Genomic DNA, 23,288 nt, shown 5'->3' with positions numbered 1-23,288 from the left:
TAGCGGCCCCTCTACAGGGGAGGACCCTCCCGTGACCAATGCACTATATGAGCCAAAACACCATGCGATCCTGACGATCGACATTGAAGGATTTGGTTCACCCACACGCACCGACCCCATCCGAGCCGGTCTTCGCCGCGACCTCGATGCGCTGCTCCGAAGTGCGTTGAAAGGCATGCCGCAGCGGGACGTCGTCTCTGCCGAGGGCGACACCGGTGACGGCAAATGGCTGCTATTTCGTCCCGACCTGCCGAAGACCTCGATCCTGCACCACCTCGTGCCAGGAATTGAGATGGGCATCCGCCACCACAATCGCAGCGCGAGCACGGCTGCAGTGCTCCGACTGCGGGTTGGCGTACACCACGGCGAGGTGACCGTCGACGAGCGTGGCGGGTACTCCGGCGAGCAACTCAACCACGCTTTCCGCATCATCGACAACGATGTCATTCGGGATGCCTTGAGGACAATGAGCGGGGATGTCATCCTCGCCATTTCCCACGATTTCTTCCAGAAAATCGTCCAGCCCGGTTACGGCGCCTTGGACCCTGATGACTACGCCCCAGTCATCATCAAGGTCAAAGAGACCAACACCGTCGTCTGGGTCAAGCCGGCAATCGAGGTGCCCGCGACGGCCCCGATAGGGGCGTCGGGCAGCCGTTCCAGCGCGGTCCAGAATGCACACCAACAGGTCTTGACCCTCCGTGACCTACCACCTTCCACGCTCTACGTGGCGATCACCGACGTGCACAACACGGCCCTCTACCGGCGGCGCTTTCCAGAGGCTCCTGTTCAGCAGCACCTAGAGGCGGCACTGCTGCTAGCCGACAAGGTCGTCATCCACTGCGCGGATCCCTACCGGTCGAGCCAAGTGGCGGCAACTCTTGAGCAGTTGCTGCCCTGTGTCAGCTCCGGAGACATGCTCTTCCTGCTGGGCGAGAACACACAGAACCCTCGCACCCACTTCCGGGGCTACATCGATCAGAAGATTCAGCAGTACGGAAAATCCGAGCTCGGGCAACGCGACGTTGCATCGCTGGAGAACGTCGAGAACGACGCCGTCGAGCGCGCCGAGGCGCTGCTCGGCACCAGTCCCTTCGGCCTGATCCGGGGATTCTCCGGTGCAGACGGGTTCAACCGCGCGGTGCGCCGCGACCTGCAACCCACGGAGCCCGTGACCATCTGCGAGCACTTCGCGGCAAGCATAGTCAGCCGGCTCAGCCTCACACTGCGGCAACTACTCGATCTGACGCATCAGTCGAGCGATGGCGCGTTCAGCCGGGTGGTCGCTGATTCCGCAACAGTTGGCCGCGTCCAAGCCGACATCAACCGTCTGGCTAACCACAACTCGTTTTCCCGGCAGATCCTCATGGCTGCTATCAGGCGCAGCACCGGGATCGAGGACGATGCCGTTTGCGAGGCTTTCGAGGAGCGGGTGAGTCTCCTTCATCTCGCGGGAACCACGGGCGGGCTGCCACACATGGAGGTCACCAACCGACGCGACCGGTTGAGCGTCTATTACTTCGAGCACCTCCTGAACCATCTCAGCGCCATATCGGAGGTGCCACACCCCGGTTACTTTGGGACGGAGCTCGTAATGGAGTTGCGGTCGCTGCCGATCTGGCGGTTCTTCGCCGCTCACCACGTACGGCTGGTGAGCCATTTGATCCACCAGGCTCGCGATGAGCCACCAGCCGGTGGCGCGAGCGACGCCTACACCTGGTCAAGACGGATACCGGAGTTCGAAGGAGTACGTACCGTGGTACGCCGCTACTGGGAAGAAGCCTCGTGACTGCCTCGGACCAACCACCGGTCCCATCTACCAATCTCGGTACGTTTGGTCGGCTCGCTGACGCCTGGCTGGCCTGCGTGGAGCTCGTTCTCCGGCAAGGTCACGAGACGCACGACAACGAGGTCGCGTTGAAAGAACTGCTTAACGTGTCGCTGTCTGCGGAGAGCTGCGCGGACGAACACCTGCTCGAGGTAGGCGCGGACCCGGCTCGCCTGAAGCTCATGATCGACAAATACGCTTCCCTGTCCGTGCTTCCGATGTACAAGGTGAGCTACGGAAAGCTGTTCCGAGACCACGCCGGGATCAACCAGCTCGCGTGGTTGACCCGGCGACTTAAACTCCGTCCCGAGGCGAAGTCCGCAACAATCGGCTTCCACAGCCCTGGAGATGAGATGCTCAGTTGTATCTCTCTGGTCGACTGCAAGCTGCGATCCGGCCGCCTGTACCTCACTGCGATCTTCCGCAGTCAGAACGTCTTTGCGAGCCAGCCGGGGAACGCAGCAGCGCTGCGTCGCATCCAAGCCGAGGTTGCCCACGCGCTCGGCGTTCCACCGGGGCCTTTGACCCTGCACATCATGTCGGCGCACGTCTACGAAGGAGACTGGGATGCCGCGCGCCACCTCGTATCCGTCCGCCGAGGGGCCGGTGCTGGGGTTAGAGACGATGAATAGGCGACGGTCTCCCCGGCCGGTGCAGGCCCGGACGGACGAGCAACTCGCGGCCGAGTGGGATCAGGTCGCCGCAGGCCGCGACCAACTGATCGCCGAGGGTCGGGACCTGAGCTACCACTACATCCTCCTTCCCGCCCTGCTTCAACTCAGCACGGAGTGGCTCAAGCCGAACCACCGCATCCTCGATGCCGGATGCGGCACCGGCAAGTTCGCTTCTGAGCTGGCACGCGACCACCCAAAGAGTCAGATCACCGGCGTCGACCCCAGTGCCTCAAGCATCGAGATCGCTCAGGCGAACCGGCCGGTGGTCGATAACGTGGAATTCCACTGCATGAGCGTCGAGGCATACGTCGCAGCCAAGGAGCTTCAGCCGTTTGATCTCATCATCGCCAACATGCTGCTGCAGAATGTCAGCTCCCTGTCGTCGGTGTTGGATGCCTGCGCACGCGTCCTGTCACCCACTGGTGCATTTGTCTTTGCAGTGCCCCATCCATGTTTCTGGCCGCGTTACTGGAAGTACGAAAAGGCACCATGGTTCCGCTACAACAAGGAGACCTGGATCGAGGCACCGTTCCGTACTTCTTTGGCCCCTGACACTGTTGTGACCACCTCCCACACGCATCGGCCCCTGCAGAGCTACTTCGAAGCCTTTACCCTCGCCGGTCTGGTGGTCGAGGAGTTGATTGAGCCGTACCCCGACCAGGGCGTCGAAGGTGCGTATCCAATCGCCTGGGAGTTTCCTCGGTTCCTGCTCGGCAGGTGCCGCCCCCAACGCAGGGAAACGAGCTGAGCAGTGCATTGCCGTCCGACGGTGTTGCCTGTGTCCTAGGTGACATCGCGGTCGACCCGACGGCGATGGTGCCCGATTTTGAGAGCCAACGTAGGAGATGACGACGCGTCGACACACGCCCAACCGCCCCCCTGTGAGGTGCTGCACCTACTCGCTTGGCTGCTCAGCCTCGCGACGGCGAGCAAAAGGCCCAGGTCATGATCGGCGATCAAGCCGGTGACCTGGGCCGTTCAGTGGAGCCGCCTGACGGAATCGGACCGTCGACCTACGCATTACGAGATCAAATTGCCCACCCCGGTCTACCTGCTTGGACCCCGGCTGGCCTGCGCAAACCCCTCTCGTCATCTCTCAGCGCCAGCGGTCGAAGGTCGACCTCTTGAGGACTGGATGAGGACTGAGGCAGGCGAGTGTGCAGGGAAGCGGACATAGACGCACCGTCGAAGCGCACGGTGCAGGACGGTCACCGGAGCGAGGGTGACCACGCGCGGGCGGCCAATCGTTTCGTCACCTTCCCCGGACCGCTGGTGGGCGCTACAGCACCACCGCGAGGGGTTCGATCCAGCAGCTCGCCACGTGCGGCTCGACCAGTCGCTTCGCCTCCTCGGCGTCCGTCTCGGTGAGGAAGACGCCCAGGTTGTGCCGTCTCCGGCGGTCGTCCTGCTCGGTCACCGCCGTGAGCAGGTGCACGTAGCGGTGCCGCTCCCGGCGTACACCCTCCGGCAGACCGGCGAGGAACGCCTCCGCCACCTCCTGCGGTGAGGCAATGTCGAACTCACCGCCGACTCCGGCGAGCGGCTTGACCGGCCACACCGGGTAGTACGCGCTGAACCTGTTGAAGAACGACGGCTGCAGGTCCGACAACACGCCTTCGCACCACCCCACGGCACCGGTGATGACGTAACCGGTCACCTCCTCGCTCTCCAGCATGAGCACGCGGGCTTCCTCCGAGCGGCACCAGTCCGAGATGTCCCGGTCGATCCGCGCGGCCTCCTCCTCGGTCGCGCACCGGATCACAAGGCCGCGGTACGCCCCCTGCATCTGCACCGCGTGGACCGGCTTGAACAGCACCTCCGTCGTCGTCCGAAGGCGGTGGGCAGCGCCAGGCGTTGCGTCTGCCCGCAACAGCAGCTGGCCGTGGGTCGCCGAGTACGACCACAATGCGAAGTGCCGCTCGCTGCGGAAGAGTTCGGCGCCCGGGCGGAAGTCCTCATCCTTGTAAAGCCACACGCTCGACGTCATCTCGTCACCATCAGACACCCGGACGGCAGACGTCAAGATCAGGAGCGCCGGTCGGAGCTCTCGCAGACCTCGGAGCGTCGGTCCCCATCCCGACGGCCAGGCGAGGAGCCCCTGTGCCCCACCGACGGGGATGGGGCTGACTGCCAGATTGGGAATCTCACAAGATCGGCTGTGAGTGCCCCCTGACACCTGTTCGGCGCGCTCTCTCGGCATCTCTCAATGCCGGTGGTCGGGGTCCGGCCTCTTGAGGACTAAATGAGGACTGATGCCAGTGCGGCGCCGACGGGCGGATCGAACGGTCTGAGTACCGATCCGCGATCATCGGGATATGAGTCAGTACTTTCAGGCGGGCGACCTCGTCCTGTGGAACCCTTCCAATCGAGTGGCCGAGTTGTTCGTCCGTACCAGCAAGGCGGTCGCTGAACTGGTTGACGTACCGACCGGGATCGGCCCCATGCGCGCCGACGACTATGAGATTGACCTCGACGTGTTCGTCGGCTTCCTGGATGCGCTGGTCGCGCAGTACCTGTCCTCAAGCCACACGATCCTCAGGTCCATGCTGGAAGGGTTCATCGCCACCGCGCTCGTTATGGTTGACCGCGCCGGCCGAAACGTGCCCTCGCTCCGGGCCACTGTCACGCTGGACCCGAGGGACGTCTCCGTAGGCTCAGGAGGCATCCGCCCTCTGGGTGACCCCGAGCGCCTGTACGAGCTTGTCAGCAAGCACGCCGCGGCCATGCCACGTTGACCACATCGCGTGATCGTGTCCGTACACCGGCCGAGAACAAGTGAGAGTGACGAGATGGCGGACGTGTCGGTCGAAATACCATCGCCCCTGAGCAAGTGCATCATCTTTTGCGAGGTCGAGTGTATCCGCGAGTGCTGCGGGATCGACGCCGTCTCTACCGATCCCGCCCTTATCGAGGCGTGGTGCCGTCAGGTGGGGTCAATCGCGGTGGTCGAGGCTCGGCTTCAACTCGCCGAGCTGATCGAGGTGGTCGAGGACCGCTCGCACCGCGTCACGTCGACATTCCTGAACCACCGCACGCACGACTACGCCGCCCGGCGTCAGTTGCTGGACTTCCTGGCCGCCTTCGAAGCGGGACTAGCGGCCGGCGATGCGTCGTGAGCGGTCAAGGCACCCCGACAAAGCGCCGGGAACCCGTGTCGGCGCGGCACAGCCCGCTCCGGACCTCCGACCCGCCGCGTACCCGCCCGTCCGACCCCACCGAGCGGCTAGGCCGTATCCCAGTCTGAGGAGGCCGAGACCTCGTAGGGGATCGTCACCAAAACCTCGGTAGGCCCCTCCAACTTCCACATCCGGACGCAGCAGCCGCAGCCACCTTCCTCTTCGGCGTAGGTCAGAGCGTCTCGGTTGGCGTTCAGCCAAGCCTCAGCCGCCTCGACCTCGCTCACCGACCACCGCGCCGACCGCCGCGAATGGGTCAAGGCGCTCCTGGGCGTCACCACCGACGCCGACACCGCCCCACCCGGCGGCGAACAACGCCACGCCTGGGAACTCGCCAAACCCACCGACGCCGACGTCGCTCCGCTCGGGCACCGGGTCCTGCGCGCCATCTCCGAACGCATCCAATGGCGCGCCCAGCTCGACGCCGCGAGACGCAACCAGGCACCACCCGATGTTTCGGTAACCGTCACGACGCAGGGGGGAGCAGCATGAAGACTCGGACCATCGAACCGCTGTGGACGGTTGAGGACGTGTCGACCTTCCTCGGCATCCCGGTGAGCACCCTCTATCAGTGGCGGTACCGCAGGATCGGACCCAAGGCGTCCCGGGTGGGCCGACACCTGCGCTACGACCCGGCCGACGTGCGGGCGTGGCTCGCCAAGCAGGCGGGGTAGTCGTGAGCATCGAGAAGCGGCGAATCGGAAGTGGCGGGCACGGGTCCGGGATGCCTCTGGTAAGGAGATCGCTCGGCACTTCGATCGGAAGTCGGATGCGGAGCGGTGGGAGGCGTCGGCCAAGGCTTCCATCACCCGGGGCGACTGGATCGACCCCGCTCGGGCGAGGGTGACCGTGGGCGCCTGGGCGGCGGCTGGACGAGGCGGTCGCGGCACGGGATGCGGACTATTTGCGGACTGGCACGTCCGGCGGCGCTGTCGTGGACCTTGGGAAACGGCGAAGCCCAGGCCAATGACCTGGGCTTCTGTACCGAGCCGCCTGACGGAATCGAACCGTCGACCTACGCATTACGAGTGCGTCGCTCTAGCCGACTGAGCTAAGGCGGCAACGATCAGCAAGTGTACGGCACCCACGGTCCCCCGACCGAACGGGATACCCCCTCCCGGCCCTCTTACCCCCAACCGGACATCGGCCGCCATCTGGACGTTTACCGGACAGCGGATGATCGGGTGCGGGACTACGCTGCGGCGGGTGAGCGACGAACGCGACGACCCCGACCGCCAGGACGAGGCGAACGAACGTCCTGACCGTGCACCGTCCAGCGAACGCGCCGCCCGCCGGCCGCGCAGCACCGACCCCCTGGAGTTGGGCTTCACGCCGCGCAAGCCGGTGCCGTGGCTGGCGCCGTTCCTGCTGATCAGCACCGGCATCCGGACGCTGCTGGCGATGCTCTTCGGGGCGTACCTGGACAAGCGCGAGTTGCAGAACGCGTTCGGCGACGGCGTCTTCCGCCAGGTCGGGCCGGACGGCGGGCTGTGGCTCGACTACGTGGCCGACCTGGGTGACGGCTTCAACGCCACGTACTCGGTGGCGTACCTGCTGGCGCAGCCGGAGCTGACGGTGGACGGGCACCGGCTGCCCCGGGCGCAGACCCTGGTGATGGGCGGCGACCAGGTCTACCCGTCGGCGGCCTACGCCTCGTACGAAGACCGGTGCAAGGGCCCCTACCAGGCCGCACTGCCGGTGGCGCCGCCCGAGAAACCCACGCTCTTCGCGGTGCCGGGCAACCACGACTGGTACGACGGCCTGACCGCCTTCCTGCGGTTGTTCGTCCGCTCCCGGGACCGCAACTTCGCCGGGTGGGGCACCGGGCAGTCACGGTCGTACTTCGCGGTGGAACTGCCGGCCGGGTGGTGGCTGCTCGGCGTGGACGACCAGTCCGGCTCGTACCTGGACGACCCGCAGCTGGCCTACTTCGACGAGGTGGCCCGGCGGCTCGGCCCGGAGTCGAAGGTGGTCATCGCGGCGCCAGCGCCGACCTGGGTCAAGGCTGCCGACAACCCCGCGGCGTACGACTCGATCGACTACTTCATCCGGACGATCATCGACCCGACCGGCGCGCAGGTGCGGCTGTTGCTCTCCGGCGACCTGCACCACTACGCCCGTTACTCCGGGCCGGACCGGCAACTGATCACCTGCGGCGGCGGCGGCGCGTACCTCTACCCCACCCACAAGCTGCCGGAGCGCATCGAGGTGCCGCCGCGGGACACGCTGACCCGGCGGGCCAGCTCCGCCCAGCCGTACGACCTGGTGGCCCGCTATCCGGACGCGGCCCGCTCCCGTCGCTACGGCTGGGGCATCTTCGCCCGGCTGCCGTTCCGCAATCCCGGCTTCACGACCCTGCTCGGCACTCTGCACACCCTGCTGATGCTGGCCATGGCGGGTGCGACGGCGAACTGGTCCGACAGCACCAACCAGCGGCTGTTCAGCGTCCCGCTGGTGCTGATGGTGCTCGTGACGGTGCTGGCAGCGGCCCTGTTCGCCAAGCCACCCAGCGCGAGCGGCAAGCGTCACGCACGGCACTGGATCCTCGGCGTCGGCCACGGCGTGGCCCATGTGGCCCTGGCTGCGGCCGGCACCTGGGCGTGGTTGGCGCTGCCGTTCTACCACTGGCCGTGGCCACTGCCTGCGGTCGCCGCAGCGGTGCTCTACGGCCCGGTGATCGGTCTGGTCGCCAGCCAGCTGGTGGCGGCGTACCTGCTGGTGGCGGGTTCGTTCGGGGTGAACGTCAACGAGCTCTTCGCCGGCCAGGGCATTGAGGACTCCAAGTCGTTCCTGCGGCTGCGCATCGACCCGGACGGAACGCTGACCATCTACCCGATCGCGGTAGACCGGGTGTCCCGCGACTGGCAGGTGAGCCAGAACCAGTCCCCCACCACAAGCTGGCTACTCCCCAAAACCCCCCTGACCCCCCACCTAGCCGAACCCCCCACAGTCCTGCACTAACCCCCCCAACCCCAACCCTCAATCCCCAAGCCCCGCCTCTCCCCGTTGATCATGAAGTTATTGTCCCGACACGCCGGCCGGGATGGCAATAACTTCATGATCAACGGGGCGGGGTCGGGTCCGGGGGCGGGAGGGGAGGGGTGGGCGGGTTTAGGGGGTGTAGTGCTGGTCGTGGGCTTGGCGGGGGGCGCAGACGGAGGCGCGGGAGCAGGAGCAGCGGGAGCCGTCGGCGTCGAGCCTTACCGTCACCGCGTCGCGGGGGACGCTGTGGCCGACGACCCGGCCGTCGCCCTCCGGCGTGGTGACCCGGCTGCCGACCGCCGGGGCGGTCTCCTGGAAGCGCTGATACAGCGGGTGCTCGTACTTCAGGCAGCACATCAACCGGCCGCACGCGCCGGAGATGCGCAGCGGGTTCAGCGGAAGGTCCTGGTCCTTCGCCATCCGGATGGTCACCGGTTCGAAGTCGTTGAGGAACGTCGCGCAGCACAGGTCCCGGCCGCAGGAGCCGATGCCGCCCTGCACCCGCGCCGAGTCACGTGCGGAGAGCTGGCGCAGCTCGACCCGACAGTGCAGGGTGGCACCCAGGTCACGGACCAGGGAACGGAAGTCCACCCGGTGCGGGGCGGTGAAGTACACGGTGCTGCGCTCACCGCCGCCCTCGGCGGAGCCGAGCACATGGTCGACGGCCACCACCTTCATCGGCAGGCCATGCGAGCGGATCAGCCGTTTCGCGGCCACCTTGGCCTCGGCCTTGCGGCGACGCAGCGCCTCGTCCCGGCGTAGGTCGTCGTCGCCGGCCAGCCCCACAACCCGGGGGAAGCCGTCGGTCTCCTCGGTCACCCACTGCGCGGCCCACACGCACTCCGCCACCTCGGGCCCGTCGTCGGTGGGCACCAACACCTTGTCGCCCACCTGCGGACGCAATTCACCGGGGTCGAGGTAGTAGAGGCGCCCGTACCGGTTGAAGCTGACCGCGCAGAGCATGCCCATCCCCCCACCCTACGACGGTCGACCGCCAAGGGGTGCGGCGGCGGTCGTCAGACGATTACGCCCCGCTGCCATTCATGACCGTCGACTTGACCGATTGCCGGGCGGCCCGTCGTGCCATTGCTCCTCGCCCGGACGGTTGAATCCGGCCCCGGGGAGGAGACAAAACGCGTTCGGGCGGCGTTGAGTGGAGGCAGACCTGCGGGGGTGCAGGGGGAAGACCACGGCGTCGCCGTGGGTGCCGGCCACGGTCGGGTGCCCGCGAGCGACGCCGTGGCCTGTCCGCGGCTCGGCCGCCGCGACCGAAAAGACGCTTGGACCGGCTACCAGCCGACCCGGGTGGGCTGGTCGTAGCGGGGCCGCCCGTCCGTCGGCGGCCGCCACGCCATCTCGGCGAGGCTCGGCGCCCACTGACGCAGCAGCGTCTCCGCACCGTCGTACGCGACGCAGAGCACCGCCAGCACCCGCGCGGCGATCTCAGCCGCGTCGGCCACACCCGGCCCGACCGGCCCGGGGCGGGTCGACACCCCTGTGGCGGTGGCGGCGACCACGGCGACCGCCTCGGCCGAGCGGAGCACGTCGGCCAACGTCCGGGCCAGAGCGAGACGGCTGCCCTCCACCCAGTCGGCGAGCGCGTCCGCGTAACCCGCGGTGGATTCCAGCCGCCCGACCAGGCTGTCCGGCCCCTCGTCGAGGTGGCGAAGCAGCGCCGCCCGCTGCTGCCCGTACGCCGTGGCGGCCGGGCCGGACCAGAGCACCGAGTCGGTGAGCGTGGCGGAGACGTCGTCGTACCCGCGGACCAGCCGGCGCACCGCGTGCCCGGCGCCGGCGAGCGGCGCGGGGTGAAGGTCGAGGAAGCCGCGGACCGCGTCGCCCGGCAGCACCTGCATCCGGCGCAGCAGCGGCCAGACCCGGTGCCCCTCCGGGACGCCAGCGGCGATCAGTGCGTCCACCCGGCGCAGCAGATTGAGGCCGGGCTCGGCGAGCCGGTCCAGCGCGTCCATCACGGCTCTCCGGCGAGCCTGCGGCGGGCCGCCTGGTCGACCTCGGCATAGCGGTCGGCGGCTTCCCGCACCGCCGAGGCTGCGGCGGCCAGCCGACCGGCGGCGGCGCGGGCCTCCCGGGCCCGGTCGTCGGTGGCGGTCGTCCACTGTCGGTGCAGCGCGCGACCGATCTCGCCGGGACGGCCGGGGGTGTCGACACCGAACGCGGCCTGGGCCGGATCGCTGGCAGTGACGGTGCGGGAAACGGCGATGAGCGTGGCGCCCGCTTCGTCCAGCCGAGCGGAGAGCGCGCGCAGTGTGTCCATCTCAGGCCCCCGCGAGCGGTCGGTAGGCGGCGAACGTCTCGTTGTGCAGCTTCTCCCGAGCCCACTCGGCGGCGTCGGCCGCCGCGGTGACCGCGGCCTGCACGGAGCCAGCCACGTCCCGTGGGCTGCGGGTGTGCAGCGGCCCGAGGAACCGGACGTCGGTGATCCGCCCACCGGCGGTGACCACCACCTCGACCAGACCGTCCGGCGACCGGACGGTCACCTCGACGGTCGACACCGCCTGGTCGAACTCGGCCTGGAGCGACTCGATCCGGCGGTAGCGCCGCACCGCCTCCTCGATCCAGGCTTCGTCGATCTCCCCCCGCGGCATCGGCCGACTCCTCCCGGGTGATCCCTCACTCAGCGTGCTGTCACCGTCACCACGGCACACCGGACCGTACCGCACAGTAAATGCGCGTGTCGATGCCTGTGGATGACCGGTCCGGCTAGCGGGACCACGGCCGAGGAGAGCGGGTCAGCCCTTCCAGAGGGCGAGCATCATCGCCTCGACCGCGATCCGCGGCTTGACGTTCGCCTCGATCGCCGCACGGCAGGCGAGCACGGACTCCAGCCGACGCAGTGACCCCTCGGCGTCCCACTTCTGGGCACCAGCGCCGGCCAGTGCGGCGGTGTCGGTGTGCACCGGGGCGACGGGCGCGCGCAGCGCCATGGTGAGCGCATCCCGGTAGAAGCCCGCCAGGTCGACCAGCGCCCGGTCCAGCGCGTCCCGCTGGGCCCGGGTGGCCCGGGACTTCTGCCGCTTCTCCAGCTCCTTGAGCTGCCCGGCAGCACCCCGTATCGCGCCAGCCGCGCCCCGACCGGTGCCGCCCGCGCCGAGCGCGGTCTCCAGTGCCGTCCGCTCAGCCGTGTCGGCGTCGGTAACTGACGCCTCGGCCTCCGCCTCGGCTGCCTCGATCAGCGCGGACGCCGCGTCGAACGCCGCCCCGACACCGGTCAACCGGCGTGGCACCGCGAGCACCGCCTCACGCCGCTTGCGGGCCTCCGGGTCGCGGGCCAGCCTGCGGGCCCGACCCACGTGCCCCTGCGCGGCCGCCGCCGCCCACTGCGCCACGTCGGGCGCGATGCCGTCGCGACGAACCAGCACCTCGGCCACCGCGGCGGCCGGCGGCTGCCGCAGGGGTACGACCCGACAACGCGACCGGATGGTCACCGAGATGTCGTCCGGGTGGGTGGACGGGGCGCAGAGCAGGAAGACGGTACGCGGTGGAGGCTCCTCGATCGCCTTGAGCAGCGCGTTGCCGGCCGCCTCGGTGAGCCGGTCGGCGTCCTCGATGACCACCACCTGCCAGCGCCCGCCGGACGGGGTGCTGGCCGCACGGAGCACCAGCGCGCGCATCTCGCCGACGCCGATGGAGAGCCCTTCCGGCACCACCAGTCGGACGTCGGCGTGGGTGCCGCCCAGCGTGGTACGGCAGCCGGGGCACTCACCACAGCCGGTGCCGTGCACGCACTGCAGGGCGGCGGCGAACGCCCGTGCGGCGACCGAACGGCCGGAGCCGGGCGGCCCCGTGAAGATCCAGGCGTGCGTCATTCCGGCGGACGGATCCACCCCGCCGGGCGCGGCGGCGCCGGCCGTGGACGCGGACTCGGCGTCGCCGGCCGGGCCGGCGGCGATCAGCGCGGGTGCCCGGTCGGCCGCGCCAGCGCGCAGCACGGCAGCCGCAGCGGCGGCGGCCCGGCGCAGCTCGGTCACCGCCTCGTCCTGACCGACCAGGTCGGCGAAGACGTCCGTCATCAGGTTTTGTGCTCCATCGTCACAAGCTCCGCGTCGGATAACTCAGGCTGCACCGAGGTGTCCGGGCCCTGCGCCGGCCGAGGGTGCACGATGCCTCCCGGCTTGCCGAGCATCTCGTCGACCCGCCGGACCACCTGCCGGGTGATCTCGTCGGTCGATCGGGACGCGTCGAGGACCAGGTACCGCTTCGGGTCGGCGGCGGCGAGGTCGAGGAACGCGTACCGGACGCGCTCGTGGAAGGCGATCGACTCGGCCTCCAGCCGGTCGGTGCCGGCGTTGCGCGAGGCCACCCGGGACAGGCCGGTGTGCGGCTCGACGTCCAGCAGCACCACCAGGTCGGGCTTGAGCCCACCGGTGGCCCAGGAGGAGAGCCAGGAAACCTCGTCGACGGGCAGCGTCCGGCCGGCGCCCTGGTATGCCAGGGACGAGTCGACGTACCGGTCGCTGATCACGACACCACCCCGGACCAGCGCGGGCCGGACCACGGCGGCCACGTGGTGCGCCCGGTCGGCGGCGTAGAGCAACGCCTCGGCCCGTGGGGACGGCGCCTCGTCGCCGGAGGTGTCCAACACCAGCGACCGGATCCGCTGACCGACCGCGGTCGCCCCCGGCTCGCGGGTGACCACGACGTCGCACCCCTGGCCGCGCAGGCGCTCGGCGAGCGCGGCCAGCTGGGTCGACTTGCCGGCACCCTCGCCGCCCTCGAAGACCACGAAGAGCCCGGCGGAGACGAACGGCTCGGAGGGCATCAGCGGACGGCCCCGGATGGAGCCCCAGAGGTCGGCGAGGACGGGGACACCCTTCTTGTCGTCCATCTGGCCGAACGCGCTGATCCCGGCGAAGATGCCGGCGGCACCGGCGGCGAGCAGCAGCAGTCGGGTCGACGAGATGGAAATGCCCAGGTCGGCGATCTCCAGCTTGCGCGAGCCACCGACACCGACCAGCAGGCTGCTCAGCCCGATGGCCAGGATCAGCACCAGTCGGGTGCCGATCTGCACCACGGCGAAGACCCGGCCGCGCACCTCGTCGGCCACCTCCCCACCGAGCAGGGTGGTGCCCGCCAGGAAGGCCATTCCGGCGCCGGCGCCGACCAGCACCGCGCCGACGATCGCCATGGAAAGGTGGATGGCGAAGGCGAGGGTCATCACGGCGGCGCTGGCCAGCACGATGCTCATGCCGAACCAGCGGCGCCGGGACATCTCCTTGACCACCATCGGGCCGAGGCCGATGCCGAGCGCCAGGCCGACGAAGATCGCACCGAAGAGCAGCGAGAACGCGGCGTCACCGGCGCCCAGCGAGTTGGCGAAGAACTTGGCCGTGCCGACCACGATGCCGCCGCCGGCGAACGCGCCGAAGATGCCCAGCACCAGGCCGCGGACAAGCGGGGTCTGGCCGATGTACTTCCAGCCCTCGGAGAACTGCCGGAACATGCTCTGCTCGGCACGCTCCGCCTCACCGCGCTGCGCCTCGCTGATCTCCTTGATCCCGAACGCCACCACCAGCGCGGTGGCGAGCCGAGAGAAGGAGTTGATCCAGAGTGCGAGCTGAGCCGGCTCGGCCCAGGAGGGTAGGTCGCCGCCGACAGCACCTCTGACACCACGGTCGAGCACGGCAAGGCCGATGGCGGCAGCGATCGGGGTGAGGCCGTAGGTGGTGATCAGGGTGAGCTGGTTGGCCGCCTCCAGCCGGGCGCGTGGGATCAGGTTGGGGACCGCCGCCTCCTTGGCCGGGATCCACAGCAGGGTGAGCGACTCGATCAGGAAGGTGGCGATCAGCGCCCAGCCGACGACCAGGCCGCCCGAGGCGCCGGTGAGGGCGTAGAGCGGGATGGACGCGAAGAGCACGAAGCGCAGCAGGTCACAGATGACCATCGTCCAGCGCCGGTCGAACCGGTCGGCGAAGACGCCCGCCACCGGGCCGAGAACCAGCGCGGGCAGCAGCCGGATCGCGGTCACCCCGCCGAACGCGGCGCCCTGGGCGGTGCTGCCCTGCACCTGCGAGGCGGCGAAGAGAGCGGTCGCCAGCAGGCCGAGCCAGTCGCCGAAGGAGGCCGCGCCGAGCACGATCCAGAGCCGCCGGAACGGCCGGATCCGCAGGACCGAGCGGATCGCCGCGTAGCCGGACGGATCGACCTGGCCGGTGCTGGACTGGTTGGCGGCGTTGCCCGACTGGTCACCCGAGCGCGACACGCCGGGCGACTCGCCGCTGTTCTGGCTTTCGATGGCCGTACCTCCACGTGCCGGCCCATCCCTGGGCATCCTCGGTGGAACACTCTAGACCCGGTGGGGGGCCGCCCCACCGGCGACATTCTCCTGCTCGCTGAGCCTAGGCCGCCGGAGGCACCGACCGCAGCCCGGACGTACGCGAGGGTATTTCGCATTCATCGTCGGACAGTTAGCGTGCTCACGTGGCCATCGAAAGCGACAAACTTCGCGAGCGCCTGGATCGGGCGACCGCTCACCTCGACCCGCCGTACGCGGTGGTCGACCTCAACGCCTTCGACGCCAACTCGGCCGCGCTGGCCGAGCGCGCCGCCGGCAAACCGGTCCGACTGGCCAGCAAGTCGGTCCGTGCCCGGGAGTTGATCAGCCGAGCGCTCACCCGACCCGGCTGGCACGGCGTGATGGCGTTCACCCTGCCCGAGGCGATCTGGCTGGTCCGGGCCGGCGTGACCGACGACGTGCTGGTCGCGTACCCGAGCGTGGACCGCGCGGCACTCGCTGAGCTGGCCGCCGATCCGACGCTGGCCGACGCGGTCACGCTGATGATCGACAGCACCGGGCAGCTCGACCTCATCGACGACGTCCGCGCCCCCGGGCAGCGCGCCGAGCTGCGGGTCTGCCTGGAACTGGACGCATCCTGGCGGCCGGTACGCGGGGTGCACGTCGGCGTCCGCCGTTCACCGGTGCACAGCGCTCGGGCGGCCGGCTTGCTTGCCGCCGCCGTCACCCGCCGTGCCGGCTACCGGCTGGTCGGCCTCATGTCGTACGAGGCGCAGATCGCCGGTCTGGGCGACGCGCCGCCGGGGCAGGCGCTGCTGGCCGGCGCGATCCGGCTGGCCCAGCGCAGGTCGTACCGCGAACTGCTGGCCCGCCGGGGCGCGGCGGTCGCCGCGGTACGCGAGCACGCCGACCTGGAGTTCGTCAACGGCGGCGGCACCGGCAGCATGGCCGCGACCAGCGCCGACCCCGCGGTCACCGAGATCACCGCGGGATCGGGCCTGTACGGGCCGACGCTGTTCGACGCGTACCGCGCCTGGCGGCCCACCCCTGCGGCGTTCTTCGCCTGCGCGGTGGTCCGCCGGCCGACGCCGGAGTTGGCGACCGTGCTCGGCGGCGGCTGGATCGCCTCCGGCCCGGCCGCCGACAGCCGACTGCCCCGACCGTGGCTACCGGCCGGGCTCAAGCTGGTCGGCACCGAGGGTGCCGGCGAGGTGCAGACCCCGTTGTCCGGTGCGGCGGCGGCCACCCTGCGCGTCGGCGACCGGGTGTGGTTCCGGCACGCCAAGGCCGGTGAGCTGTGTGAACGGGTCAACGAGCTACACCTGATCAAGGGGAATGAAATCGTGGCAACCGTCCCCACCTACCGAGGCGAGGGACACGCCTTCCTCTGACCCGTCGCCCCGTCCCGGCCCTGCCAGCGCCACCCGCCCCCGTCGATCTAGGGCAGGTGGCTGTTCCAGGAGATCAACTCACGACGATCCGCCCTAGATCGGCGGGGCGCGGCTCGGGGCTGGGGCGCGACTCAGGCGGGCTGGGGCGCGGCTCAGGCGGGCTGGGCCTGCTGCTCGGCGGGCTGGCCGCTGTCGTGGCCGTCGACCTGGCGGTGCAGGTATTCCCGGATGAGCGCCTTCGCCTCTAGCAGCACCCGCTCGTCGCCGTCGGACCTCCGCCGGAACGCGAGCTTGATCAGCGCGTCGGCCGCCTCGACCGCGATCTCCAGGACGAAGCGCAGCTTCGGTACGTTAGTGAGCCCAAAACGCTCGGTGAGCACCCGGGCCAACTGGTCGGCGATCACGCCGTTGTTGTCCCGCTGCTCGTCGAGCAGGTGCAGGTCGACCACGTCGCCGAAGTGCAGAGTACGGAAGCCGGGGACGGTGCGGTGCATCGTGATGTATTCGTCGATCCCCGCGTCGACGCCGTCCCACCAGTGGGTCATCTCGTCGGAGGCGAACCGCTCGTCGAGGCGCTGAAGGTAGGACTCCATCGTGCGCAGGGTCAACGCCTGCACGATCGCCCGTTTGTCCGGGAAGAACTGGTAAACCGACCCGATCGCCACTTCGGCACGCTCGGCGAGCAGGGTCGTGGTCAGCCCCTCGTACCCCACCTCGTCGACGAGTTCGGCGCAGGCATCCAACATGCGCTGTACGCGCGCGACACTTCGACCCTGCACCGGTACGCGGCGCAGCGGCCCGGTCGTGGCGGCTGGTGTGGACACTCGGTGCCACCCCCCTTCGACGGATGAACATATCTCCACGTCACGAGTCCGTGACTACCGGTACAACGAGCGGATCGCAATTGCGGTATTTACCAGCTAGAACGTTCCTGATATGAAGTCAGTTCATATTCATGAATGAGGAGCGCGCATGGCCGGCACCGCATCGCTCACCGCACCGTGGTCCAACTGGGCCGGCAACCAGCGTGGCAGCGCCACCGCGATCCTGCGCCCCGGCTCGCCGAGCGACGTCGCAGAAGCCGTCCGATTGGCTGCGGCTGACGGCGGTCGGATCCGCGTGACGGGCAGCGGCCACTCGTTCACCGCCGTCGCGCTCGCCGACGACCGCCGGATGGAACTGTCCGAATTGAACACCACGGTCAGCGTCGACGTCGCACACCGGCTGGTCACCGTACCGGCGGGAATGACCCTGCACGCCCTCAACGGCCTGCTCGCCCGGCACGGCCTCGCGCTGCCCAACCTTGGCGACATCGACGCGCAGACCGTCGCCGGGGCGATCTCCACGGGCACCCACGGCACCGGCGCCGGGTGGGGGTGCCTGTCCACCTTCGTCGAGGCGATCACCCTGGTCACCGGCACCGGCGAGGTGCTGCGCTGCTCCGCCGACGACAATCCCGACGTCTTCGCCGCCGCCCGGGTGTCGATCGGTGCGCTCGGCGTCCTGGTCGAGGTGACCCTGCGCTGCGTGGACGCCTTCGTGCTGCGCGCCCACGAACGCCCGGCCGAAATGTCCGAGGTGCTTGGCGACCTGCCCGCGCTGATCGGCCGGCACGACCACGTCGAGTTCTACTGGTTCCCCTACACCCAGCGGGTCCAAATCAAGACCAACGACCGGGTACCCGCCAACGACCGGCCACTGCCCCGCTGGCGTGGCTGGTTGGACGACGACTTCCTGGCCAACACCGTCTTCGCCGGCGCCTGCCGACTCGGCCGGGCCGTGCCCGCGCTGGCCCCGGGGATCAGCGCGGTCTCCGCCCGCGCCCTCACCGAACGCCAGTACACCGGCCGCTCCGACCGGGTGTTCTGCACCCCGCGCCGGGTCCGGTTCGTGGAGATGGAGTACGGCCTGCCCCGCGAGGCGCTGCCCGAGGCACTAGCCGCGCTCCAGCGGATCGTCGACGGGCTGCCGTTCAAGGTGCTCTTCCCGGTGGAGGTGCGATTCACCGCCGCCGACGACATCTGGCTGTCGCACGGCTACGGCCGGGACAACGCCTACATCGCCGTGCACCAGTACGTCGGCATGCCGTACGAGCCGTACTTCCGGGCCTTCGAGGAGGTTGCCGCCGGGCTGGGGGGCCGCCCGCACTGGGGCAAGCTGCACTACCGCGATGCCGCCTCACTGGCTGACGCGTACCCGCGCTTCGCCGACTTCCAGGCGATCCGCGACCGGCTGGACCCCAACCGCGTCTTCACCAGCCCCCACCTGAACCACGTCCTCGGCGCCTGACGACGACGGGGCCGCCGGCGCAAGAGCGCGAGCTCGTCCAATGCCTCGCCACCGACCGAGCAGCGTCAGACCGAGCGCACCGAGCGTGATCGACTCCGGATCGCTGAAACCGGGCTATCCCCGACCGCGGGATACCGCGACTTCACCGAAACCGTGACGATCACGCTAGGAGGGTCCTCGGCGGGTCACTCCGTGCTGGTGGCGGCCTTGCGGGGTGCGGCCTTCTTGGCCGGGGTCTTCTTGGCCGCAGTGGTGGCCTTGGCCGTCGTGGTCTTCTTCGCGGCGGTGGACTTGCTGGCGGCGGCCGTCTTCTTGGTGGCCGTGGCCTTCTTCGCCGGGGCCTTCTTCGCCGCCGCCTTCTTACGCGGCGCCGGACCCTTCGCCCGCTTCTCGGCCAGCATCTCGGATGCTTCCGCGAGGCTCAGCTCCTCCGGAGTCTGCCCGCGCCGCAGCGACGCGTTGAACTCGCCGTCGGTGACGTACGGGCCGAACCGGCCGTCCTTGATCACCAGCGGCTTCTCGGTCGCCGGGTCGACGCCCATCTCGCGCAGTGGCGGTGCCGCAGCGCGCCGTCCACGGGCCTTCGGGGCGGCCAGCAGGGCCAGCGCCGCGTCCAGGCCGACCGTGAACATCTGGTCCTCGGACTCGAGCGAACGGAACTCCTCGCCCCGCTTGACGTACGGGCCGTAGCGGCCGTTGTTGGCGAAGACCTCGACGCCGTCGGGCGCGACACCGATCAGCCGGGGGAGGCTGAGCAGCTTGAGCGCCTCCTCCAGGGTCAGCGAGTCCGGTGTCTGCGTACGCAGCAGCGAGGACTTCCGCTCACCGCTGGACACGTACGGGCCGAACCGGCCGGACTTGAGCACGATCGGCTCGCCGGTCGCGGGGTCGTCGCCGAGCTTGCGCTCGCCGCTGCCGCCGAGGAACAGCTCGTGCACCTTCTCCGGGGTCAGCTCGTCCGGGGCCAGGCCCTCCGGGATCGGCGCCCGGTCGCCCTGGGCGCTGCCTTCCTCGCCCTCGCCGGAGGCAGCCGGTGTCGGCTGCTCGCCGCCGGGCAGCTCCCGCTGCAGGTACGGCCCGTACCGGCCGACCCGCACGACGACCTCGCGGCCGTCGTCGTCGGTAAAGAGCGGGATGGAGTTGACGCTGCGGGCGTCGATGTCGCTGAGGTTCTCGGTGACCAGCTTCTTGAGCCCACCGGAGCGAGCGATGCCCTGGTCACCGGCGCCGTTGGAGCTGCCGAAGTAGAACGCGGTGAGGAAGTCGACCGCGGCGTGGTCACCGCCGGCGATCTCGTCCAGCTCGTTCTCCATCGTGGCCGTGAAGTCGTAGTCGATGAGGCGGGGGTAGTGCTGCTCCATCAGCCCGATCACCGCGAAGGCCAGGAAGGTAGGGATCATCGCCTGGCCGCGCTTGGTGACGTACCCCCGGTCCTGGATCGTCTGCATGATCGACGCGTAGGTGGACGGGCGGCCGATGCCCAGCTCTTCTAGGGCCTTGACCAGCGACGCTTCGGTGTAGCGCGACGGCGGCTGGGTGTGGTGGCCCTGCGCGGCCAGCTCGTCGGCGGTCAGCGGCTGGTCCTTGACCAGGGTGGGCAGCCGGCGCTCGGCGTCCTCGGCCTCGGCGGTCTCGTCGTCGCTGGACTCGACGTACGCGCGCAGGAAGCCCGGGTCCGTGATGGTCTTGCCGGTCGCGCCGAAGTCGGCTTCCTCCTGCGAGGTGGAGACCGCGCGGATGCGCACCGACACGCTGGAGCCGACCGCGTCGGTCATCTGCGAGGCGATGGTGCGCCGCCAGATCAGCTCGTAGAGCTTGAACTCCTCGGCGGACAGTTCCTTGGCGACCTCACCCGGGGTGCGGAAGTTGTCCCCTGCCGGGCGGATCGCCTCGTGCGCCTCCTGCGCGTTCTTCACCTTGCCGGTGTAGCGGCGCGGCTCCGGCGGCACACTGCGCTCGCCGTACAGCTCGACGATCTGCCGTCGGGCCGCCGAGATGGCGGTCTCCGACAGGTTCACCGAGTCGGTACGCATATAGGTGATGTAGCCGTTCTCGTACAGGCGCTGCGCGGTGCGCATCGTCTGCTGCGACGACAGGCGCAGCTTGCGGGCCGCCTCCTGCTGAAGGGTCGAGGTGATGAACGGCGCGTACGGGCGGCGACGATAGGGCTTCTCCTCGACCCGGGTGACGGTGAACGGCCGCCCCGCGAGCCGGGCCGCCAGCCCACGGGCGCCGCTCTCGTCGAGGTGCACGACACCGGCACCGGGCTTCACCCGGCCGGTGGTCGGCTCGAAGTCCTTGCCGGAGGCGATCCGGTCGCCGTTCAACGCGATCAGGGTGGCGGTGAACGCACGCGGACCCTCACCGGCGTTGGCCACGGCGAGGGTGGCCAGGATGTCCCAGTACTCGGCGGTGCGGAAGGCCATCCGCTGCCGCTCCCGCTCGACCACGATGCGGGTCGCCACCGACTGCACCCGGCCGGCCGAGAGCCTCGGCATGACCTTCTTCCACAACACCGGGGAGACCTCGTAGCCGTACAGCCGATCGAGGATCCGCCGGGCCTCCTGGGCGTCGACCAGGTCGCGGTCGATCTCCCGGGGGTTGGCCACCGCCGCCTGGATCGCCGGCTTGGTGATCTCGTGGAAGACCATCCGCTTGACCGGGACCTTGGGCTTGAGCGTCTCGACCAGGTGCCAGGCGATCGCCTCGCCCTCGCGGTCCTCATCCGTCGCCAGGAAGATCTCGTCGACTTCCTTGGCCAGCTTTATCAGCTTGCTGATCTGCTGCTTACGGTCGGCGGAGACGACGTAGAGCGCGTGGAAGCCGTTGTCCACGTCCACCCCGAGCCGGGCCCAGGGTTCCTTCTTGTATTTGGCCGGCACATCGGCGGCGTTGCGCGGCAGGTCGCGGACGTGACCGAAGCTGGCCTCCACGACGTACCCCGGGCCGAGGTAGCCCGAGATCGTCTTGGCCTTCGCCGGTGACTCGACGATGACCAGACGGGTGGTTCCAGCGTTACTTGGCACGTCTCTCCCCGACCTCACTCCTGCTCGTGGTCTGCCGGCGCCCGGACAGCGACCGCTTTCGACCCCGCCGTCGCACCGGCGGTCCGGATGTCCAACGTAACGCGCCGCCCGCGCTTCGGGTTTCGCGGGCCGCAAACCGCTATGGCGCGGCGGTCGACGCCCGCCCCGCCGCGCTCAGCACTGCCGGACGGCGCCACCGTACACCGTGAGTAGGGCTCGAAGCGGGCCACTGTGAGGATGGCGGGCCCACGGCCGGGGTCCGACCCGCCCGTTTTCCGCCTGGATCGGCCCGCCCGCTGTCCGGCACCGGACACCCGGCCGCCGCTCCCACACCGTCGACAACCTGGGCGAAATGACCGGTTCAGGGTCGGGTCGGCCACGCGTCGGCAGGCGCCGCGCGCGGCGGCCCACCGACCAGCTCGGCGAGCCGGCCCAACCTGCGCCGACCAGTGATCCGGTACGCCGGGCCGCCCTCAGCCGGGCCGACCAGCGTGCCAGCGAGCCCTGCCGCGGCGAGCGCCACCCCGATCGGCTCCCAGCACTCCTGGTCGTCCGCACCGAGCCGCAGCAGGAAGCCGCCGGGTTGCTCCGGCGTCCCGGCGGCGGCGAGCCACAACCGCAGCCGCCGGCCGGTCAGATGAAAGGTGGCCGGTGGGCGTTTCGCCGGACCGTGCAGCCAGGCGGCCGCGAGCGGCTTCAAGACCCGGGTGTACGACGTACGGACGGCGTGTCGCTCGCCCTCGGTCGGCTCCCAGCTCGCCGCCAGCCCCCGCGACGCCAGTTCGGCGACGAGCACGTGCACCCGCCACGCGGCGTCCACCTGCACCGACAGCCGGGCCGTGCCGCCCATCCGTACCACCTCGCCCGGCCCGGCGAGCAGCCCGGCCAGGTCGGCGACCGTCGGTTCGGCCGCCTCCGCGCCGAAGAAGACAAGTTGCCGGCCCGCGTCCTCGGTCGGCGGGGGGCCGGGCTGAGCTGGCCCACTGCGGCGGCGCGGCGTGCCTGGTGTCGGCTCACCGGGTGTCGGCTCACCGGGTGTTGGCTCACCGGGTGTCGGCTCACCGGGCTCGGGGACGGGAAACAGCGCCGGCGGCTGCGCCGCCGGGGAATCGCCGAGCCCGCTCAGCGACACTCCGGCACCTCGTCGAAGGCCTGTTTCAGCTCCTCGGAGTTGAGCTTGCTGGTGTCCAGCGCGCTGGCGTCGTACTCCTTGTTGAGGGTCTCCACCGCGGACCGCACGCCGTCGTAGAAGACCGTCGGCTCGCCGATGCCCAACCCGTCGATGGTGTCCCGGGCACGGCCGTAGGCGTCCCGCATCTTCCCCAGTGAACTGCGGAAACCGGCGGAGATGGCCTCGCCGTTGTCGGTCTCCGGGACGCCCGCCTGCTCCACCTTGCGGCGCGCGGCCTCACTGGCCTGCTCCGCCCCACCGAAGAGCCGCACCAGGTTCTCCTTGGCCTGCGCCGGCGTGGTCCGTGCGGTCATCTGCTCGTCCGTGCTGCTGGTCAACTTGCTGATCTCGGAGCGCCACGGGGTGAGCGCGCCGCAGACCGAAGCCGCCCAGGCCCGTGGGCTGGGCCCCCCACCACAGCCGGCGAGCACGACGACGATCGTGGCCAGGACCACCGTGAATTTTCCGGCGGCAGACGCCCGGCACGTACGCATGCGT

21 protein-coding genes and 1 tRNA gene are annotated in these 23,288 nt (G+C 69.7%); 10 read left to right on the top strand and 12 right to left on the bottom strand.

Going from position 1 to position 23,288, the window contains the following annotated elements; all coding sequences use genetic code 11:
* Positions 1 to 31: 31 nt before the first annotated feature.
* The 3 genes from PCA76_RS02390 (at position 32) to PCA76_RS02380 (ending at position 3,250) form a co-directional block, all read left to right on the top strand.
* On the top strand, positions 32 to 1,789 hold the full coding sequence (locus PCA76_RS02390; RefSeq protein ID WP_272614956.1) for a hypothetical protein: 1,758 nt from the start codon (positions 32 to 34) through the stop codon (positions 1,787 to 1,789).
* A gap of 77 nt (positions 1,790 to 1,866) precedes the next feature.
* Positions 1,867 to 2,460 (top strand): thymidylate synthase, encoded by a 594-nt coding sequence (locus PCA76_RS02385; protein WP_272614954.1) that lies wholly within the window; start codon positions 1,867 to 1,869, stop codon positions 2,458 to 2,460.
* On the top strand, positions 2,396 to 3,250 hold the full coding sequence (locus tag PCA76_RS02380) for a class I SAM-dependent methyltransferase (RefSeq protein WP_272614953.1): 855 nt from the start codon (positions 2,396 to 2,398) through the stop codon (positions 3,248 to 3,250). Before PCA76_RS02385 ends, PCA76_RS02380 begins: the two co-directional genes overlap by 65 nt.
* A 531-nt stretch (positions 3,251 to 3,781) precedes the next feature.
* Here PCA76_RS02380 and PCA76_RS02375 read toward each other — a convergent pair.
* Positions 3,782 to 4,489 (bottom strand): hypothetical protein, encoded by a 708-nt coding sequence (locus tag PCA76_RS02375; protein ID WP_272614952.1) that lies wholly within the window; start codon positions 4,487 to 4,489, stop codon positions 3,782 to 3,784.
* Positions 4,490 to 4,817: 328 nt separating this feature from the next.
* On the opposite strand from PCA76_RS02375, the gene PCA76_RS02370 reads away from it, so the two are divergent.
* From PCA76_RS02370 to PCA76_RS02355, 4 genes are all read left to right on the top strand, one after another.
* Positions 4,818 to 5,237, top strand: coding sequence for a DUF6086 family protein (locus tag PCA76_RS02370; RefSeq protein WP_272614951.1), 420 nt, complete (start codon positions 4,818 to 4,820; stop codon positions 5,235 to 5,237).
* Between the two features lie 54 nt (positions 5,238 to 5,291).
* On the top strand, positions 5,292 to 5,618 hold the full coding sequence (locus PCA76_RS02365) for a DUF6331 family protein (protein WP_272614949.1): 327 nt from the start codon (positions 5,292 to 5,294) through the stop codon (positions 5,616 to 5,618).
* 246 nt (positions 5,619 to 5,864) lie between these two features.
* Positions 5,865 to 6,170, top strand: a complete 306-nt coding sequence (locus tag PCA76_RS02360) for a hypothetical protein (protein ID WP_272614948.1) — start codon at positions 5,865 to 5,867, stop codon at positions 6,168 to 6,170.
* Positions 6,167 to 6,352 (top strand): helix-turn-helix transcriptional regulator, encoded by a 186-nt coding sequence (locus PCA76_RS02355; protein ID WP_272614946.1) that lies wholly within the window; start codon positions 6,167 to 6,169, stop codon positions 6,350 to 6,352. The genes PCA76_RS02360 and PCA76_RS02355 overlap by 4 nt, the downstream gene beginning before the upstream one ends.
* 313 nt (positions 6,353 to 6,665) lie before the next feature.
* On the opposite strand, the gene PCA76_RS02350 is transcribed toward PCA76_RS02355, so the two are convergent.
* A tRNA-Thr gene (locus tag PCA76_RS02350) sits at positions 6,666 to 6,739 on the bottom strand.
* A 145-nt stretch (positions 6,740 to 6,884) separates the two neighbouring features.
* Here PCA76_RS02350 and PCA76_RS02345 point away from each other — a divergent pair.
* Positions 6,885 to 8,639, top strand: a complete 1,755-nt coding sequence (locus tag PCA76_RS02345) for a metallophosphoesterase family protein (RefSeq protein ID WP_272614945.1) — start codon at positions 6,885 to 6,887, stop codon at positions 8,637 to 8,639.
* Between the two features lie 150 nt (positions 8,640 to 8,789).
* Here PCA76_RS02345 and PCA76_RS02340 read toward each other — a convergent pair whose 3' ends face one another.
* The 6 genes from PCA76_RS02340 to tmk form a co-directional block, all read right to left on the bottom strand.
* Positions 8,790 to 9,629 carry a PSP1 domain-containing protein gene (locus tag PCA76_RS02340; protein WP_272614944.1) on the bottom strand — a complete coding sequence of 280 codons (840 nt, stop codon included), beginning with the start codon at positions 9,627 to 9,629 and terminating at the stop codon, positions 8,790 to 8,792.
* Positions 9,630 to 9,949: 320 nt separating this feature from the next.
* Positions 9,950 to 10,630 carry a hypothetical protein gene (locus PCA76_RS02335; RefSeq protein ID WP_272614943.1) on the bottom strand — a complete coding sequence of 227 codons (681 nt, stop codon included), beginning with the start codon at positions 10,628 to 10,630 and terminating at the stop codon, positions 9,950 to 9,952.
* Positions 10,630 to 10,935 (bottom strand): hypothetical protein, encoded by a 306-nt coding sequence (locus PCA76_RS02330; RefSeq protein WP_272614942.1) that lies wholly within the window; start codon positions 10,933 to 10,935, stop codon positions 10,630 to 10,632. Before PCA76_RS02330 ends, PCA76_RS02335 begins: the two co-directional genes overlap by 1 nt.
* 1 nt (position 10,936) lies before the next feature.
* Complete coding sequence (locus tag PCA76_RS02325) at positions 10,937 to 11,266, bottom strand: YbaB/EbfC family nucleoid-associated protein (protein WP_007454690.1); 330 nt, start codon at positions 11,264 to 11,266, stop codon at positions 10,937 to 10,939.
* A 144-nt stretch (positions 11,267 to 11,410) separates the two neighbouring features.
* The gene (locus PCA76_RS02320) at positions 11,411 to 12,691 is read right to left on the bottom strand and encodes a DNA polymerase III subunit delta' (protein WP_272614940.1); all 1,281 of its coding nucleotides are present in this window, start codon (positions 12,689 to 12,691) and stop codon (positions 11,411 to 11,413) included.
* Entirely contained in the window at positions 12,691 to 14,754 is a 2,064-nt protein-coding gene (tmk, locus tag PCA76_RS02315) for a dTMP kinase (RefSeq protein WP_442930233.1), read from the bottom strand. Before tmk ends, PCA76_RS02320 begins: the two co-directional genes overlap by 1 nt.
* A 344-nt stretch (positions 14,755 to 15,098) precedes the next feature.
* On the opposite strand from tmk, the gene PCA76_RS02310 reads away from it, so the two are divergent.
* On the top strand, positions 15,099 to 16,304 hold the full coding sequence (locus PCA76_RS02310) for an amino acid deaminase/aldolase (RefSeq protein ID WP_272614938.1): 1,206 nt from the start codon (positions 15,099 to 15,101) through the stop codon (positions 16,302 to 16,304).
* A gap of 152 nt (positions 16,305 to 16,456) precedes the next feature.
* On the opposite strand, the gene PCA76_RS02305 is transcribed toward PCA76_RS02310, so the two are convergent.
* Complete coding sequence (locus PCA76_RS02305; protein WP_272619136.1) at positions 16,457 to 17,050, bottom strand: TetR/AcrR family transcriptional regulator; 594 nt, start codon at positions 17,048 to 17,050, stop codon at positions 16,457 to 16,459.
* A gap of 226 nt (positions 17,051 to 17,276) precedes the next feature.
* Here PCA76_RS02305 and PCA76_RS02300 point away from each other — a divergent pair, with 226 nt between their 5' ends.
* Positions 17,277 to 18,593 (top strand): D-arabinono-1,4-lactone oxidase, encoded by a 1,317-nt coding sequence (locus tag PCA76_RS02300; RefSeq protein ID WP_272614936.1) that lies wholly within the window; start codon positions 17,277 to 17,279, stop codon positions 18,591 to 18,593.
* Positions 18,594 to 18,778: 185 nt separating this feature from the next.
* Here PCA76_RS02300 and topA read toward each other — a convergent pair whose 3' ends face one another.
* The 3 genes from topA to PCA76_RS02285 form a co-directional block, all read right to left on the bottom strand.
* Entirely contained in the window at positions 18,779 to 21,619 is a 2,841-nt protein-coding gene (gene topA / locus PCA76_RS02295) for a type I DNA topoisomerase (protein WP_272614934.1), read from the bottom strand.
* 361 nt (positions 21,620 to 21,980) lie between these two features.
* Positions 21,981 to 22,703: a hypothetical protein gene (locus tag PCA76_RS02290; protein WP_442930232.1), complete on the bottom strand. Its 723-nt coding sequence runs from the start codon at positions 22,701 to 22,703 to the stop codon at positions 21,981 to 21,983.
* Between the two features lie 38 nt (positions 22,704 to 22,741).
* Complete coding sequence (locus PCA76_RS02285) at positions 22,742 to 23,284, bottom strand: hypothetical protein (RefSeq protein ID WP_272614930.1); 543 nt, start codon at positions 23,282 to 23,284, stop codon at positions 22,742 to 22,744.
* Between the last annotated feature and the right edge of the window lie 4 nt (positions 23,285 to 23,288).

The organism is Micromonospora sp. LH3U1 (genome assembly GCF_028475105.1).
Lineage (GTDB): Bacteria > Actinomycetota > Actinomycetes > Mycobacteriales > Micromonosporaceae > Micromonospora.
This window is presented reverse-complemented; position numbering and strand designations above follow the sequence as displayed.

Bases quoted from the DNA above. Each gene is read 5' to 3' on its own strand.
- PCA76_RS02285 (WP_272614930.1), bottom strand. From the start codon at position 23,284: ATGCGTACGTGCCGGGCGTCTGCCGCCGGAAAATTCACGGTGGTCCTG.
- PCA76_RS02355 (WP_272614946.1), top strand. From the start codon at position 6,167: ATGAAGACTCGGACCATCGAACCGCTGTGGACGGTTGAGGACGTGTCG.
- PCA76_RS02380 (WP_272614953.1), top strand. From the start codon at position 2,396: ATGCCGCGCGCCACCTCGTATCCGTCCGCCGAGGGGCCGGTGCTGGGG.
- PCA76_RS02330 (WP_272614942.1), bottom strand. From the start codon at position 10,935: ATGGACACACTGCGCGCGCTCTCCGCTCGGCTGGACGAAGCGGGCGCC.
- PCA76_RS02370 (WP_272614951.1), top strand. From the start codon at position 4,818: ATGAGTCAGTACTTTCAGGCGGGCGACCTCGTCCTGTGGAACCCTTCC.
- PCA76_RS02335 (WP_272614943.1), bottom strand. From the start codon at position 10,630: ATGGACGCGCTGGACCGGCTCGCCGAGCCCGGCCTCAATCTGCTGCGC.
- PCA76_RS02325 (WP_007454690.1), bottom strand. From the start codon at position 11,266: ATGCCGCGGGGGGAGATCGACGAAGCCTGGATCGAGGAGGCGGTGCGG.
- PCA76_RS02375 (WP_272614952.1), bottom strand. From the start codon at position 4,489: ATGACGTCGAGCGTGTGGCTTTACAAGGATGAGGACTTCCGCCCGGGC.
- PCA76_RS02340 (WP_272614944.1), bottom strand. From the start codon at position 9,629: ATGGGCATGCTCTGCGCGGTCAGCTTCAACCGGTACGGGCGCCTCTAC.
- PCA76_RS02365 (WP_272614949.1), top strand. From the start codon at position 5,292: ATGGCGGACGTGTCGGTCGAAATACCATCGCCCCTGAGCAAGTGCATC.
- PCA76_RS02300 (WP_272614936.1), top strand. From the start codon at position 17,277: ATGGCCGGCACCGCATCGCTCACCGCACCGTGGTCCAACTGGGCCGGC.
- PCA76_RS02320 (WP_272614940.1), bottom strand. From the start codon at position 12,691: ATGACGGACGTCTTCGCCGACCTGGTCGGTCAGGACGAGGCGGTGACC.
- PCA76_RS02305 (WP_272619136.1), bottom strand. From the start codon at position 17,050: ATGTTGGATGCCTGCGCCGAACTCGTCGACGAGGTGGGGTACGAGGGG.